Here is a 14,934-nt window from a genome sequence, read left to right on the forward strand (position 1 = left end):
AATGAAAGACAAAGTCCCAACTCTGTTATTGGTGGTAATGTTTATTTCAAACTTTACATTTTCTCAAGTAGGAATCGGAACTACCTCTCCTCAAGCCACTTTAGACGTTATAGGTAATGCGGCTTCTACTACATCACTTGACGGAGTTATTCCTCCACGGCTAACAGGTGATCAATTAGGAGCAAAAACCTACACATCAGCCCAAATTGGAGCTATAGTTTATGTCACATCTCCAAAATCGACCTCAAGTAACACACAAGTTTCCGCAGTATTGTCTTCTGGACTTTACTATTTCAACGGCACTTTGTGGGTAGATTCAGCTAAGCCAAAGATTGTCTTTGGAACTCTTGGCTCAGGAATTTCTTCTAATATAAATGTTGCTAGTTACACCAATTCTTATATTGATTTACCTCCAGGTGAATTTGTAGTAAATGTGCAAATGCTTTGCGATATTTCAGGTGGAGTTACAGCTGATGGAGAAGGTTATTTTATTAAATCTACTTTTTCTGATACGAGTAGTTCCGCAACTCCTTCTACAGATTTAATCGGAAATGCTCTTATTTCTACTCCAGTAGTAGGACCAGGTGATTATTTCCTTATGAATGGTTCTGTTAGGATTAGAAATACAACCTCAGCAACAAAACGGTATTATTATTGGAAAGTAGTATCTTTAGTTTATGGCACTGGTTTAGCAACTAAACAAGTCAATAGCTTTGGAGGAACTGCTTGGGGTGAAAATATAATTTATGCGACTCCAATACAATAAAAAAATAGTTAGCATTTTATAACATCTGTCAAATTGACAGATGTTTTTTTTATTATCTTTGTACTCTAAAAATTTGTGAAAAGTAATTTATGGAAAAGATAATTGAAGAAAACAAGCAAGGGACTAGTCTTGTTTTAGAACAAAAAGAAGAAAATGTAAAAAAACTTTTTATAGAAAGTTATGGTTGTCAGATGAATTTTTCTGATAGTGAAATTGTAGCTTCGATATTAGTCAATCAAGGCTATAATACAACTCAAAATCTTGAAGAAGCAGATTTGGTACTTGTTAATACTTGTTCCATTCGTGATAAAGCAGAACAAACGATTAGAAAACGTTTAGAAAAATACAATGCTGTAAAGAAAATCAATCCAAATATGAAAGTTGGAGTACTTGGTTGTATGGCTGAACGTTTGAAAGATAAATTTTTAGAAGAAGAAAAAATTGTGGATATGGTTGTAGGACCAGATGCTTACAAAGATATACCAAACCTTCTAAAAGATGTTGAAGATGGTAGAGATGCGATTAATGTAATTTTATCAAAAGAGGAAACCTATGGAGATATTGCTCCAGTAAGATTAAACTCTAATGGTGTAACAGCATTTGTATCTATTACAAGAGGTTGTGATAACATGTGTACTTTTTGTGTTGTACCATTTACGAGAGGAAGAGAGAGAAGTCGTGAACCACAAAGCATTTTAGAAGAAATTCAAGATTTATGGAGTAGAGGTTTTAAAGAAGTTACTCTTTTAGGACAAAATGTAGATAGTTACTTGTGGTATGGTGGTGGATTAAAAAAAGATTTTGTAAAAGCTACAGAAATGCAAAAAGCAACAGCAGTAGACTTTGCTCAATTGTTGGATATGTGTGCTACACAATTTCCAAAAATGCGTTTTCGTTTTTCAACTTCTAATCCACAAGATATGCATGTGGAAGTAATTGAGGTTATGGCAAAACATCATAATATTTGTAATTATATTCACTTACCTGTTCAATCTGGAAGTACTAGAATACTAAAAGAAATGAATCGTCAACATACACGTGAAGAATATATGACTTTAATAGACAATATTAAAAGAATTATTCCAGACATTTCTTTATCTCAAGATATGATTACTGGTTTTCCAACAGAAACAGAAGAAGATCATCAAGACACACTTTCTTTAATGGAATATGTTAAATATGATTTTGGCTTCATGTTTGCTTATTCAGAAAGACCAGGCACAATGGCAGCAAGAAAAATGGAAGATGACATACCAGAGGAAGTAAAAAAACGTAGATTAACCGAAATTGTAGATTTACAACAAGTTCATGCTTTAGAAAAAACAAAACGTTTTATTGGACAAACAGTAGAGGTTTTAGTTGAGAAAGATTCTAAACGTTCAAAAGAGCATTGGTCTGGAAGAAATTCTCAAAACACAGTTGTAGTTTTTCCAAAAGGAAATTACAAACCAGGCGATTTTGTAGATGTAAAAATAACAGATTGTACAGCTGCTACACTAATAGGAGAAGCTGTGAAATATTCAGAAATAATGAAAAGTTAAGAATTGTTTAATAGCGTTTAATATCACTTAATATTGTTCAACAATAGCAATATTAAACTTTTAAACCCTTAAACTCTTAAACAAATTAAACAATGGAAACAGTACAAGCCATAAAACAACGATTTGAAATAATTGGGAATGACCCAAAACTAAATCGTTCCATAGAAAAAGCCATACAAGTTGCTCCTACTGATATTTCTGTATTGGTTACTGGAGAAAGTGGTGTAGGAAAAGAAAGCATTCCAAAAATAATTCATTCTCTTTCGCACAGAAAACACGGAAAGTATATTGCAGTAAACTGTGGTGCTATTCCAGAAGGAACCATTGACAGTGAACTTTTTGGCCATGAAAAAGGGTCTTTTACTGGAGCAACCTCTACTCGTGAAGGATATTTTGAAGTTGCTGATGGTGGAACTATTTTTTTAGATGAAGTAGGCGAATTACCTCTAACTACTCAAGTGAGATTATTACGTGTATTAGAAAATGGTGAATTTATAAAAGTAGGATCTTCCCAAGTTCAAAAAACAAATGTAAGAATTGTCGCTGCTACAAATGTAAATATGTTTGAAGCTATAGAAAAAGGGAAATTCCGTGAAGATTTATACTATCGATTAAGTACAGTTGAAATTCAATTACCTCCATTAAGAGAGAGAAAAGATGATATTCATATTTTGTTTAGAAAATTCTCATCAGATTTTGCACATAAGTACAAAATGCCACCAATTAAACTAACTGATGAAGCTGTAGACTATTTAATTCGTTATCGCTGGAGCGGAAACATTCGTCAATTAAGAAATATTGCTGAACAAATATCTGTTTTAGAAACAAAAAGAGACATTAGCATTCAAACCCTACAACATTATTTACCTTCTGAAGGCACTAATTTACCGTCAGTAATCAATACTAAGAAAAATGAAAATGATTTTAGTAATGAAAGGGAAATTTTATATAAAGTTCTTTTTGACATGAAAGCAGATTTAAATGATTTAAAAAAATTAACACTTGAATTAATGCAAAATGGCACATCAAAAGTTCAGGAGTCCAATAAAAATTTAATTCAACGCATTTACGGTCAAAACGAGGAGAATGTTATCTTTGATAAAGAATCGAAACCAGAAATAATTCCTGTTCAAAATAAGATGCAACAAGAAACTTTTGAAGAACAAGATTCAGATGATGATGAAAATTATCTTTTTGCTGAAACAGTTGAAGAGGAAGAAGAAACATTAAGTCTAGAAGCTAAAGAAATCGAATTAATAAAGAAATCTTTGGAACGAAATAAAGGAAAAAGAAAGGCTGCTGCTGATGAATTAGGCATTTCAGAACGAACCTTATATAGAAAAATTAAACAATACGATTTATAAATGAAATTTATTATAAAAATAGTATCACTTTCTTTATTATTTACAGTTTGTAGTTGTAAATACTATAATTTTACTGGAACTGGAAAAATAGATGCAAAAACTTTCCAAGTAAATTATTTTCAAAACACTGCAGAACTAGTTGAACCAGGAATTGAAAGAACTTTTACAATTGAATTACAGGAGATTATACAAAATCAGACCAATTTAAACCTTATTTCACAAGGTGGAGATTTATTATATGAAGGTGAAATTACCGAATATCGTATAACGCCTATGACAGCCACAGCAGATCAACGTGCAGCTCAGAATAGATTAACTATTTCAGTTTTAGTTCGATTTTCAAACAAGAATAAAGAAGAAGATGATTTTGAAAAACATTTTTCCTTTTATCACGATTACCCAGCCAATGAACAAATGACTGGTAGCAGATTAACAACAGCACTTGATGAAATTTTTGAGAGAATAACGCAAGATGTTTTTAACCAATCATTAGCCAAATGGTAAAATCTACAAATTAAAATTGAACACTACCGATTTAACATATCTTTTAAATAAACCTCATGCCATTAATGAAAAACAAACCATGGCATTAGAAATTATTTTGCAACAGTTTCCTTTTTTTCAAAGTGTAAAAGCCTTACATTTAAAAGGATTATATAATCAAGAAAGTTTTAGATATAATTACGAATTAAAAAAAACAGCAGCACATACAAATGATAGAAGTATTTTATTTGATTTCATTACTTCTGATAATTTCACAACACTCCAAAAGAATAATATAAAGAATCAAGAAGAAATAATAAATAATATATCAGTTGTTGAAAGTTTAGTTGTTGTAAATGAAATTCAGGAAGAAATAAGCAATGAAACTTTAGAAGAAGATACTTTAGAACTAGAAACTCAAATAGAAAAAACAAAAGAGAATAGTATTACTATTGAAGAAAAATTAGAAATAGGTAAACCTTTAGAATTTAATCAAAATGAAAAACATTCTTTCCAAGAATGGCTTCAACTTACCAAATTTTCTCCTATTGAAAGAGAAAACGATGAAAAAGAGGATACTAAAGAAGACGAAAAATTAAAAAAAATAGATATTATTGATCGTTTTATCGAACTTAATCCAAAAATTTCTCCTGTCAAAGAAACTACTTCAACACCTTTAAACATTGGTAAAAGTAGTGAAGAACCAACTCATTTAATGACAGAAACACTTGCGAAAATCTATTTGGAACAAAAAAAATATCAGAAAGCAATACAAGCTTATGAAATTTTAATTTTGAAATATCCAGAAAAAAGTAGTTTCTTTGCAAACCGAATAAAAGATATAAAAGATTTACAACAAAATAATAATTAGATTATGGGATTCACAGGTTTTTTAATTGCAATAACAATTGTTTGCTTTTTATTAATTTTAGCTATTATGGTGCAAAATCCTAAAGGAGGCGGTTTATCATCTTCTTTTGGTGGTTCACAACAATTAGGTGGTGTACAAAAGACAACAGACTTCTTAGATAAAAGTACTTGGACATTAGGTGGAATTTTAATTGCACTTATCTTATTATCAACTTTAGCTTTTAACGGAAGTAATGTAAATGGATCAAAAGTATTAGGTGATGATGAAACAAAAATTCCTACCACACAAACTACGATTCCTACAGCCCAAGATGCAACAAATACAGCAACAGAAGCTCCTGCAAAAACAGAAGAAGCTCCTAAGTAATATATAGCACATACAAATTAAATAAATGCCAGCCTGTCAGTGCTGGCATTTATATTTAAGTAAAATTGGCACAAATCCATTTTGGCACAATTTCTGAAAAATAGAGAACCAAATAAATACTAATTAAAATTTACAAAATATGTCGTTAAACATTAAACCAATTTCAGATCGCGTAGTGATTGAGCCAATGGCTGCTGAAACTACAACAGCATCAGGAATCATTATTCCAGATACAGCAAAAGAAAAACCTCAAAAAGGAATTGTTGTAGCTGTAGGTAATGGAAAAAAAGACCACACCATGACTGTAAAAACGGGTGATGTTGTACTTTACGGAAAGTACTCTGGCACAGAATTTAAATACGAAGGTAAAGATTACCTTATCATGAAAGAAGATGAAATTTATGCAATTCTTTAATCTTTTAGGATTTTCTAAACTTTAAAACAATTTAAAACAAAAAACAAAATGGCAAAAGATATTAAATTTGATATAGAAGCACGTGATGGATTAAAACGTGGTGTTGATGCATTAGCTAATGCAGTTAAAGTAACTTTAGGGCCAAAAGGAAGAAATGTTATTATTAGCAAATCTTTTGGAGGACCAACTGTAACCAAAGATGGTGTTACTGTAGCTAAAGAAATTGAATTACAAGACCCATTAGAAAATATGGGAGCTCAAATGGTGAAAGAAGTAGCGTCTAAAACTAATGATTTAGCAGGAGATGGAACTACAACTGCAACTGTTTTAGCACAAGCAATTGTGAAAGAAGGACTTAAAAATGTAGCTTCTGGTGCTAACCCAATGGACTTAAAAAGAGGAATTGACAAAGCTGTAGAAGCTATTGTGGAAGACTTAGGAAAACAAACGGTTGCTGTAGGTGATTCTTCAGAAAAAATAAAACAAGTGGCTTCAATTTCTGCAAACAATGATGAAACTATTGGCGAATTAATCGCTACTGCTTTTGGAAAAGTAGGAAAAGAAGGTGTAATTACTGTTGAAGAAGCAAAAGGAACTGATACTTATGTAGATGTTGTAGAAGGAATGCAATTTGATAGAGGGTATTTATCTCCTTATTTTGTTACCAATGCAGATAAAATGATTGCAGAATTAGAAAATCCATATATCTTATTATATGATAAAAAAATCTCTAATTTACAAGAGTTATTACCTATATTAGAACCTGTTGCTCAATCTGGAAGACCTTTAGTAATTATTGCTGAAGATGTTGACGGACAAGCATTAGCAACTTTAGTGGTAAACAAATTAAGAGGTGGATTAAAAATTGCTGCTGTAAAAGCTCCAGGATTTGGAGATAGAAGAAAAGCAATGTTAGAAGACATAGCTATTTTAACAGGAGGAACCGTAATTGCAGAAGAAAGTGGATTTGCTCTTGACAACGCAACTATTGAAATGCTAGGTACTGCTGAAAATGTAACTATCGACAAAGACAATACAACTATAGTTAATGGTGCTGGTGACACAGAAAACATCAAAGCGAGAGTAAATCAAATTAAGGCTCAAGTTGAAACTTCTACATCAGATTATGATAAAGAAAAACTACAAGAACGCTTAGCTAAATTAGCTGGTGGTGTTGCTGTACTTTATGTAGGTGCTGCTTCTGAAGTAGAAATGAAAGAGAAAAAAGACCGTGTAGATGATGCTTTACATGCAACCCGTGCGGCTGTAGAAGAAGGAATTGTTGCTGGTGGTGGTGTTGCTTTAGTAAGAGCTAAAAATGTATTAGCAAATCTTAAAGCTGAAAATGCAGATGAAGCTACAGGAATTCAAATTGTAAATAGAGCCATTGAAGCTCCTTTAAGAACAATTGTTGAAAACGCAGGTGGTGAAGGTTCTGTAGTAATTGCAAAAGTATTAGATGGTAAAGGTGATTTTGGTTTTAACGCTAAAACTGGAGAATATGTTGAAATGCTTAAAGCAGGAATTATTGACCCTAAAAAGGTAACTCGTGTAGCACTTGAAAACGCAGCATCTGTTGCTGGAATGATTCTTACAACTGAGTGTGCTTTAATTGATATTAAAGAAAACGAGCCAGCTGGTCACAGCCATATGGGTGGTGGTATGCCTGGAATGATGTAATAAAAAATGTAAAGTACAAACTTTAAAGTACGAGGTATTAAAAACAAAAAAATCCGATTAGAAATTTCTAATCGGATTTTTATTTGGTAATATCTCACTAACTGTGTAAGTATAGTGTCTTTTATTTTACTCTATCCTTTCATATTGGCAACAGCCATGAAGATTTTCATAATCTTCATCAGTTGCTTTTACTTTTCCTGCATCATGTCCTACTTTTGCAATCGCTTTTTGAACCTCTGCAACTGAACATTTATTTTCATCAATAATTAAATGCAAATCTTTATGATCAATATGCCAATCTGCGCTTTTCACTCCTTTTACTGAGAAAGCTGCACTCTCAATACGTTTTTTACACATTTCACAATTACCATTAACTGCAAATTCTACTTTTCTATTTTTATTTTTCTTCTCCTGAGAAAAACTTACTAGTGAAAATAGACCTACTAGTAAAACCATTATTATTTTCTTCATCTTTTTTATTTTAAAGTTACTTATTTAATTTTAAATCGCAATCCAGCATAATACATTTGTCCAAAAACTGGGCCATAAATCATACTACTATCGAAATAACTTCCAAAAGGATTTTCTGCGCTTACAATAGCATCATTTTGTTTGTAATTACCCATGTTCTCTCCACCAACATATACTTCAAACACACTTGAAAAAGTTCTTGTTATTTGTGCATTTACAACTCCAAAAGAAGGAGCATATTCATTCAATCTATATGCTGGTAAGTTACTTGATGTGTTAGGTAATCTCTGTTCTCCTAACCAATTATAGGTTACATCAAATTTCCATTGCTGTCCTTTTTCTTTAATATGAGTTTCAAAGGAAACATTTGCAAAAAATCTATGTTTTGCTTGTAATGCTCTTTGCAATTGACCCGTTTTATATTGCGTTTGCACATCATAATATTTATAAGCCGATTTAATATTAAAATGCTTAAATGGCTCAATATTAAATTCCGCTTGAAAAGAATTAGCAAAACTTTTCCCTTCTAAATTATAAAACAATACTTCTTGTGGACTAAAATCAACATCCACTACTGCTTGGTTTTGAAAATCTGTTCTATAGTAATCTAATACAATTTCTGAATCTTTCCCAAAAATTTTAAAAGACTGAATAAAACTAAATCCATAATTCCATGCTATTTCTGGATTTAAACCATATAACTTTCCATCATTATTAAGAATTGAAAAACTTCTACTGGAAGCAAATAATTGTTGGTTCTCAGCAAAAATATTGGCTGCTCTTTTTCCTCTTCCCACTGAAGTTCTTACTACTGCATCTTTCCACGGATTATATCTTAAATGAAATCTAGGAGTAATAAATGTTCCCAATCGATTATGATTATCTACACGAGCACCAGCAACAATACTAAAGTTATCTAAATTATCATACGTGTATTCGAAAAAAGCTCCAACTGAATTATCTATTCTTGAAAAATCTTTTGCAAAATTTAAAGCAATTACTTCATTATACTTATCATAAGTAAAATTCAATCCAGTAGTAAATTTATTTTTAGTATTGGATATAATAGAATTGAATAATAAATTAGAATAATAACTTTTTTGATGAACATTATATTGGTTTAAACCAAAGTAAGAATCTTGCTTGTGTGATTGAAATGAATTTTGAAAACCAATACTTTGATAAGGCATATCTGGAAAAACATATCCTGTTTTGTTTGAAATTTCTATTTTTTCAGTATTAATTTCACTTCCCCAAGCATTTGTAGTCCCTTTATCTGTATCTGGATTAAAATTAACTTGTCCAGATTGCTTTTCGTCATTCATATAACGCACATTCAGAAAACTTACAATTCCATTTGCAACATCATTGTATTGCCAACGATTTAAAACATTAATTTGTTTACTAATAGGATTATCTAGAAAACCATCATCATTCATATCATTTTTAGTCTGTGTTGTATTACCATGTAAAAACAAAGTAGAACTTAATTTATCTGAATATTTTTGGTTAAAGTGAGTATTCAATTCATAACGACCTCCAGTAGAAGCATATGCATTTACAAAGAATGGAATATCACTAGCTGGTTTTAAGATTTCATAATTAATTTGACCAGAAATACTTTCGTAACCATTAATAACACTTCCTGCTCCTTTTGTAATTTGGATACTTTCTACCCATGTTCCTGGCACAAAAGACAAACCATAAGCTTGTGAAGCTCCTCTTACAGAAGGAATATTTTCTTCCGCTATTAAAATATAAGGACTTGTTAAGCCTAACATTTTAATCTGTTTGTTTCCTGTTACAGCATCTGAAAAATTAACGTCAATTGAAGGATTTGTACTAAAACTTTCAGACAAATTACAACAAGCTGCTTTTAACAGCTCTTTTTGTCCCATAGTTTGCACATTGGTCACTTGAAATTTAGAATGTTCTGTGCTTTTTTTTGTTTTCGAAACAGTTACTTCGTTTAAAGTTGTTACTGCTTCTAATTTAATAGTTATAAAATCGGTTGAATTTAGTTCTACTTTTTTCGTTTTATACCCTAAATAACTAACTACTAAACTGGTTGATTCATTAGTTTTTTTAATATTAAAATTACCATCAATATCTGATGTAGTACCAATAGATGTACTATACCAATACACATTAGCACCTAAAAGAGGTTGGTTATTTTCATCTACTATTTTTCCTTTAATTTCTTCTTGCGCAGACAAAATTGAAGTAAAAAACAATAGTAATAACACTATTTTTTTATACATAAATTATTTTTTAATGTTTTAGAAATTTAAAATTTGGATAACATTAAAAAATTAAGCGTAAAATACGAATTGGCAATATAATTTATAAAAAGGTGGAGCATTTGAATCACAATAAAAATCAAGTAGCTCATTTACTTCTACTTCTGATTTCTTATAAAAAAGAAAATCTAAAGTATAATTAGTGATTAAAACTGGGAAGTCTAAATTAAATTGAAAAGAATTAACTAAAGTGTTATCTGATTTCTTTTCAATCTTAACTATTTTATTGGAACAACATTCAGAATGATTTTCAGCAACAGCACAACAAGATTTCTGCTTTTCTACACATGCTTCTTTAAATTGATAATCAATTGTAATTGAAGCTACTTCATCATGACAATAATGTACATTAAAAGCCAATCCTAAATTTGAGAATAGGAATAAAATAGCTAACAACAATGATGTACTTTTTCTGAATCGCATGTTGCAAATTTACTAATAATTTTATTTAACAACGTTAATTTTGTCTAAATTTCAATTACTTGTCCTCTTTTTGGAATAAAACATTCAATCGCTAATTCATCTAATATCTTAATACTTAAAGCTTCAGAAGCTTCATTTTCTCCATGAACTAAAAATATTTTTTTAGGTTTTGCTTCTAATTCAGATAGCCAATTTATTAAATCGCTTTGGTCTCCATGTGCTGATAATCCTTCCACTAATAGAATTGTAGCTTCTACAGGATAAATTTGTCCATATATTTTAATTGTTTTATCTCCTTCTAATAATTTTCTACCTCGAGTGCCTTCAGCTTGATAACCTACTAATGCAACAGTATTTTCTGGTTTACCTATATAGCGTTCAAGATAAGACAAAACTCTTCCTCCTGTAATCATTCCACTTGCAGCAATAACAACTTTGGGTTGCTTATCGTAAATTGCTTCAATAGTGTCTTTATATTCTGAAATTAAAGTAAAAGTTTCACACATTTCTTTACATTCTTCAAAATTTAATTTATGCCATTTTCTATTATCAAGAAATAATTGTAATACATCTATTCCCATAGGAGTATCAATTATATAAGGCATATCAGGTATTTTACCTTGGTTTTTTAGTTGCCAAATTAAATACATTAGCGTTTGTACTCTTTCAACTGCAAAACTTGGAATAACTAAATTACCTCCTCGATTGTAAGTATTATTAATAATTAATTCCAAATCAAACATAGAATTGTTCTTTGGATGAACTCTATTGCCATAAGTACTTTCAAGAAAAACATAATCTGCTTTTGTAGGTTTTACAGTTGGAAACAATAAAACATCATCATCTTGACCTATATCTCCTGAAAAAACTAAAGTTTTATCTTCTACATCTAAAGAAATAGAACAAGCTCCTAAAATATGTGAAGCATAAAAAAATGAAAAAGAAACTTTATCAGATAAAACAACAGCAATATCCTTATCCACAACTCGAAGCAATGGAAAAACTTGTTGTGCTTCTTCCACAGTATACAATGGCAAAGCTGGATTGTACTTGGAATAATGCTCGTGATTCGCTTTTTCTGCTTCCTCTTCTTGTATTTTTGCACTATCCAATAAAATCAATTTAGTAATTTCTTTCGTTGGAGCAGTACAAAATATCTTCCCCGAAAAACCCTCTTGGACTAATTTAGGTAACCAACCACAATGATCTAAATGTCCATGAGTAAGTATTACAAAATCAATATCTTTTGGAGCATAAGGTAAAGACATCCTATTGAGTTCTCTCAACTCTTTTAAACCTTGAAACAACCCACAATCAATTAAAATCGAGACATTATTTGTTTCAATTAGTATTTTTGAACCTGTAACTGTCCCTGCTCCTCCTAAAAAATGTATTTTCATTTATTCAATAATTGATTACTTTCTACCTTAACATTTTTCATTCTTGTCTCACTTAATTTCAGCTTTTCGAAACTTTTCTCATGATGAATTAAATCATAGACAGTAAGAATATCTTGTAGTAACAAAATTTCCTTTTCAGCTGAAGTTAATGTTGTTAAACAAGTAATTGGGTAACTATTAAATCGGTTTACCAAATCTTTTATTCCATTGCCTAAAGGATAATCCCAACTCAACAATTCTAATCCTGAACATTCTGCAAACTTTACTGCTTCACTAGTAAATTTACTATTAGTAGTTAACCAACATTTAGAAATTTGTTCATTATTTGCAAAAATGGCATATTTTTTTTTATTCAAATCGTTAAATCGAGATAAAATATACATAGGTACTTTCACATCTGTCTTTGCATCCAAACTAGTATGAAATTTACACTCAATCATAGCAATGTGGCTATCTTTTTTTATCAAAATATCCAGCTCGTGAGAGACACAATTCCCTTCTAAAAAAACATTTGTCATTACTTGATAGCCTTGTAATTCAAAAATACGGGCAATAAACTTTTCAAAGTAAAAACCCGCTGGACCTAAAGCAGTAATTCCGTTTTTAAGACTATATCTAGCAGCATTAGCTTTTGAAACTATTTTTAATTTTTGAAAAGCTAAAGAATATACTTTTTTCGAAGAAATTCCATCAAATAATTTTGGTTGAATATCATGCAAAATTTGTTTAGCCATTCTTAAACTTGCACCAGAAGAAACCAAAGACTTGACCAATTTTGCTTTATCAAATTCTACAATCTCTCCAGAATTTTTTTTAATCTTCATTGTATCGAAATGAAGTACTAAGATAATGAATTATTTTTCATTTTTTGATAATAAAAAGCAGGAACAAATAGTATTAAAAATAGCGGTTGAATTAAAAATCGTCTTATATAAAAAAGAACTAGATAATTAGGATTGTCATCTAATGCAAGAACACCAAAAAAAATACTAATTAGAATAATAAAAAAAATAAAATATAACCAAGCTAAAAAAACGACTATTTTTCTTTCTTTAAAAAGTAAAAAAATTAATACCAAGGAAAAAATAGTATTTAATCCATAACGTAATAAAAGGCCAAAAAACAGTTGTATACCATTATAATTTGGAAGAACCCTATTTTGATAATCCGATTTAAAAAAAACTAAAAAAGGATCATAAAAAAGGTGGTTTTCTAAAGTTCGAATAAGAATAATTAAAATTACAAAAAGAATGATTAAAAAAAACCTTCCTCTATTTTTAAACCGTTTTTTTACCATAACCAGAAAATTTTGTTACCCATAAAATCCACAATAAAAAAACGACTCCATAAATAAAAAGCGGAAAAACTGTACCATGTAAGATCTCTTCGTATTTTGGATAAAAATACAAAGCATATGTTAGTAATGCAATTCGAATCACATTTAAGACATGAATTATAATTGCTCCAATAAAAATGTAAACTATAGTTCTTTTTATTTTTACCGAAAAAGCAAATATAAAAGCGGCAAATAAAATAATAACACTAATTGCATTACAACCTTCAATCATTCTCGAAACATATTTCCCTTCGTATAAAATCTTCAAAGACGAATCAGTATCGTTTTTTATAATCTCAACATCATGCCCTAAAGAATTTAAAAGAAATTTACTTTGCTCAGCAACATTAATGGAAATGCCATCTATTTCATTTCTACTAATGTCAAATTGGCTCAAATAGCTTTTGTATATAAACGCAAAAACTACATAAAAAAGCAGAAACTTAATTAAAAAGGTCAAAAAGGGTTTATATTCGACAAATAGAGATTTCAAATTAGCAATTTTTAACAAAAATATATAATTTTTGATAGGAAAGAATAAATACTTTTGCAAAAACAATTTTTAAAAATGCCTTTTGAAACTTTAAAACCAGAGGTAACAAAAATAATCGCTGACATAAATTTAACTCGCGAGGAAAAGTTACAACACATTTGTCAATTATTACAAGATCATGTATCATATTATAATTGGGTAGGATTTTATTTTGCTAATCATGAAACAAAAACATTACATTTAGGTCCTTATGTTGGAGCTGAGACTGATCATACTGTTATCCCTTTTGGAAAAGGAATTTGCGGACAAGTTGCAGAATCAAATGCTAATTTTGTGGTTCCAGATGTTGCAGCTCAAGATAACTATATTGCTTGTAGTTTCACAGTAAAATCTGAAATTGTAGTTCCTTTATTTGTAAATGGAAAAAACATAGGTCAGATAGATATTGATTCACATGTAATTGATCCTTTTACAGCAGCTGACGAACGCTTTTTAGAGTTTGTAAATGAGCAAGTTGCTACTTTGTATTAGTTTTGTAGAACTTTATCAAATTATACACTCTTAAGATTGAGCTAATTGATTTAAAATAAATATAAAAACATAGTAATTAATATATTATTATTTCTATATTTGCACCCGAATTGGAATACCACCATTTCATACATAATAATCATTTAAAATAATATTAGCATGTACTTAACTAAAGAAGTTAAAGCAGACATCTTCGCTAAACACGGAGGAAAAGTAGAAAACACAGGATCTGCAGAAGGGCAAATCGCTTTGTTTACATTTAGAATTAATCACTTAACTGGACACTTAAAACAAAATCGTCACGATTACAATACCGAGCGTTCGTTAGTAAAGTTAGTAGGTAAAAGAAGAAGTCTTCTTGACTACTTAAAAAAGAAAGATATCAATAGATATCGTGAGATTATCAAGGAATTAAATATTAGAAAATAATCAACTTAAAGGGGCTTTGCGCCCCTTTTTGTTTTATATATTTTAAAGAAAAAGTTTGGTTTTTC

At 30.1% G+C, this 14,934-nt stretch carries 17 protein-coding genes; 10 read left to right on the forward strand and 7 right to left on the reverse strand.

Going from position 1 to position 14,934, the window contains the following annotated elements; all coding sequences use genetic code 11:
* Position 1: 1 nt before the first annotated feature.
* The 8 genes from ACULEV_RS13075 to groL all read left to right on the forward strand — a co-directional run bounded on the left by ACULEV_RS13075 (position 2) and on the right by groL (position 7,486).
* Positions 2-766, forward strand: coding sequence for a hypothetical protein (locus ACULEV_RS13075; RefSeq protein ID WP_445455493.1), 765 nt, complete (start codon positions 2-4; stop codon positions 764-766).
* 89 nt (positions 767-855) lie between these two features.
* Positions 856-2,307, forward strand: a complete 1,452-nt coding sequence (miaB, locus tag ACULEV_RS13080; protein ID WP_445455494.1) for a tRNA (N6-isopentenyl adenosine(37)-C2)-methylthiotransferase MiaB — start codon at positions 856-858, stop codon at positions 2,305-2,307.
* 92 nt (positions 2,308-2,399) lie between these two features.
* Positions 2,400-3,671, forward strand: coding sequence for a sigma-54 interaction domain-containing protein (locus tag ACULEV_RS13085; protein ID WP_445455495.1), 1,272 nt, complete (start codon positions 2,400-2,402; stop codon positions 3,669-3,671).
* Positions 3,672-4,175 carry an LptE family protein gene (locus ACULEV_RS13090; protein ID WP_445455496.1) on the forward strand — a complete coding sequence of 168 codons (504 nt, stop codon included), beginning with the start codon at positions 3,672-3,674 and terminating at the stop codon, positions 4,173-4,175.
* 16 nt (positions 4,176-4,191) lie between these two features.
* Positions 4,192-5,025 carry a tetratricopeptide repeat protein gene (locus ACULEV_RS13095; protein ID WP_445455497.1) on the forward strand — a complete coding sequence of 278 codons (834 nt, stop codon included), beginning with the start codon at positions 4,192-4,194 and terminating at the stop codon, positions 5,023-5,025.
* Positions 5,026-5,028: 3 nt separating this feature from the next.
* Positions 5,029-5,391: a preprotein translocase subunit SecG gene (gene secG / locus ACULEV_RS13100; RefSeq protein WP_445455498.1), complete on the forward strand. Its 363-nt coding sequence runs from the start codon at positions 5,029-5,031 to the stop codon at positions 5,389-5,391.
* Between the two features lie 139 nt (positions 5,392-5,530).
* Positions 5,531-5,806, forward strand: a complete 276-nt coding sequence (locus tag ACULEV_RS13105) for a co-chaperone GroES (RefSeq protein WP_140962839.1) — start codon at positions 5,531-5,533, stop codon at positions 5,804-5,806.
* A 48-nt stretch (positions 5,807-5,854) separates the two neighbouring features.
* Complete coding sequence (gene groL / locus ACULEV_RS13110) at positions 5,855-7,486, forward strand: chaperonin GroEL (protein ID WP_445455499.1); 1,632 nt, start codon at positions 5,855-5,857, stop codon at positions 7,484-7,486.
* A 126-nt stretch (positions 7,487-7,612) separates the two neighbouring features.
* On the opposite strand, the gene ACULEV_RS13115 is transcribed toward groL, so the two are convergent.
* Genes ACULEV_RS13115 through xrtF form a run of 7 tightly spaced genes read right to left on the reverse strand, consistent with a single transcriptional unit; the run spans position 7,613 to position 13,969 of the window.
* The gene (locus ACULEV_RS13115; RefSeq protein ID WP_445455500.1) at positions 7,613-7,957 is read right to left on the reverse strand and encodes a heavy-metal-associated domain-containing protein; all 345 of its coding nucleotides are present in this window, start codon (positions 7,955-7,957) and stop codon (positions 7,613-7,615) included.
* 20 nt (positions 7,958-7,977) lie between these two features.
* Complete coding sequence (locus ACULEV_RS13120) at positions 7,978-10,218, reverse strand: TonB-dependent receptor (RefSeq protein ID WP_445455501.1); 2,241 nt, start codon at positions 10,216-10,218, stop codon at positions 7,978-7,980.
* Between the two features lie 51 nt (positions 10,219-10,269).
* A complete protein-coding gene (locus ACULEV_RS13125; protein ID WP_445455502.1) occupies positions 10,270-10,680 on the reverse strand; it encodes an HYC_CC_PP family protein in 411 nt (136 codons plus the stop codon).
* Positions 10,681-10,724: 44 nt separating this feature from the next.
* Positions 10,725-12,080: an MBL fold metallo-hydrolase gene (locus ACULEV_RS13130; RefSeq protein WP_445455503.1), complete on the reverse strand. Its 1,356-nt coding sequence runs from the start codon at positions 12,078-12,080 to the stop codon at positions 10,725-10,727.
* Positions 12,077-12,904, reverse strand: a complete 828-nt coding sequence (locus ACULEV_RS13135) for a restriction endonuclease (protein WP_445455504.1) — start codon at positions 12,902-12,904, stop codon at positions 12,077-12,079. The genes ACULEV_RS13130 and ACULEV_RS13135 overlap by 4 nt, the downstream gene beginning before the upstream one ends.
* Positions 12,905-12,921: 17 nt before the next feature.
* The gene (locus ACULEV_RS13140) at positions 12,922-13,377 is read right to left on the reverse strand and encodes an exosortase F system-associated membrane protein (RefSeq protein ID WP_445455505.1); all 456 of its coding nucleotides are present in this window, start codon (positions 13,375-13,377) and stop codon (positions 12,922-12,924) included.
* On the reverse strand, positions 13,358-13,969 hold the full coding sequence (gene xrtF / locus ACULEV_RS13145) for an exosortase family protein XrtF (protein ID WP_445455506.1): 612 nt from the start codon (positions 13,967-13,969) through the stop codon (positions 13,358-13,360). Before xrtF ends, ACULEV_RS13140 begins: the two co-directional genes overlap by 20 nt.
* 15 nt (positions 13,970-13,984) lie before the next feature.
* On the opposite strand from xrtF, the gene ACULEV_RS13150 reads away from it, so the two are divergent.
* Both ACULEV_RS13150 and rpsO read left to right on the forward strand, forming a co-directional pair.
* The gene (locus tag ACULEV_RS13150; RefSeq protein ID WP_445455507.1) at positions 13,985-14,440 is read left to right on the forward strand and encodes a GAF domain-containing protein; all 456 of its coding nucleotides are present in this window, start codon (positions 13,985-13,987) and stop codon (positions 14,438-14,440) included.
* A gap of 159 nt (positions 14,441-14,599) precedes the next feature.
* Positions 14,600-14,869 (forward strand): 30S ribosomal protein S15, encoded by a 270-nt coding sequence (rpsO, locus tag ACULEV_RS13155; RefSeq protein ID WP_445455508.1) that lies wholly within the window; start codon positions 14,600-14,602, stop codon positions 14,867-14,869.
* Positions 14,870-14,934: the final 65 nt, after the last annotated feature.

It is taken from the genome of Flavobacterium sp. HNIBRBA15423 (genome assembly GCF_052655965.1).

Coding starts and splice junctions, on each gene's coding strand:
- ACULEV_RS13075 (WP_445455493.1), top strand. CDS start 2: ATGAAAGACAAAGTCCCAACTCTGTTATTGGTGGTAATGTTTATTTCA.
- miaB (WP_445455494.1), top strand. CDS start 856: ATGGAAAAGATAATTGAAGAAAACAAGCAAGGGACTAGTCTTGTTTTA.
- ACULEV_RS13085 (WP_445455495.1), top strand. CDS start 2,400: ATGGAAACAGTACAAGCCATAAAACAACGATTTGAAATAATTGGGAAT.
- ACULEV_RS13090 (WP_445455496.1), top strand. CDS start 3,672: ATGAAATTTATTATAAAAATAGTATCACTTTCTTTATTATTTACAGTT.
- secG (WP_445455498.1), top strand. CDS start 5,029: ATGGGATTCACAGGTTTTTTAATTGCAATAACAATTGTTTGCTTTTTA.
- ACULEV_RS13105 (WP_140962839.1), top strand. CDS start 5,531: ATGTCGTTAAACATTAAACCAATTTCAGATCGCGTAGTGATTGAGCCA.
- groL (WP_445455499.1), top strand. CDS start 5,855: ATGGCAAAAGATATTAAATTTGATATAGAAGCACGTGATGGATTAAAA.
- ACULEV_RS13115 (WP_445455500.1), bottom strand. CDS start 7,957: ATGAAGAAAATAATAATGGTTTTACTAGTAGGTCTATTTTCACTAGTA.
- ACULEV_RS13120 (WP_445455501.1), bottom strand. CDS start 10,218: ATGTATAAAAAAATAGTGTTATTACTATTGTTTTTTACTTCAATTTTG.
- ACULEV_RS13125 (WP_445455502.1), bottom strand. CDS start 10,680: ATGCGATTCAGAAAAAGTACATCATTGTTGTTAGCTATTTTATTCCTA.
- ACULEV_RS13130 (WP_445455503.1), bottom strand. CDS start 12,080: ATGAAAATACATTTTTTAGGAGGAGCAGGGACAGTTACAGGTTCAAAA.
- ACULEV_RS13135 (WP_445455504.1), bottom strand. CDS start 12,904: ATGAAGATTAAAAAAAATTCTGGAGAGATTGTAGAATTTGATAAAGCA.
- ACULEV_RS13140 (WP_445455505.1), bottom strand. CDS start 13,377: ATGGTAAAAAAACGGTTTAAAAATAGAGGAAGGTTTTTTTTAATCATT.
- ACULEV_RS13150 (WP_445455507.1), top strand. CDS start 13,985: ATGCCTTTTGAAACTTTAAAACCAGAGGTAACAAAAATAATCGCTGAC.
- rpsO (WP_445455508.1), top strand. CDS start 14,600: ATGTACTTAACTAAAGAAGTTAAAGCAGACATCTTCGCTAAACACGGA.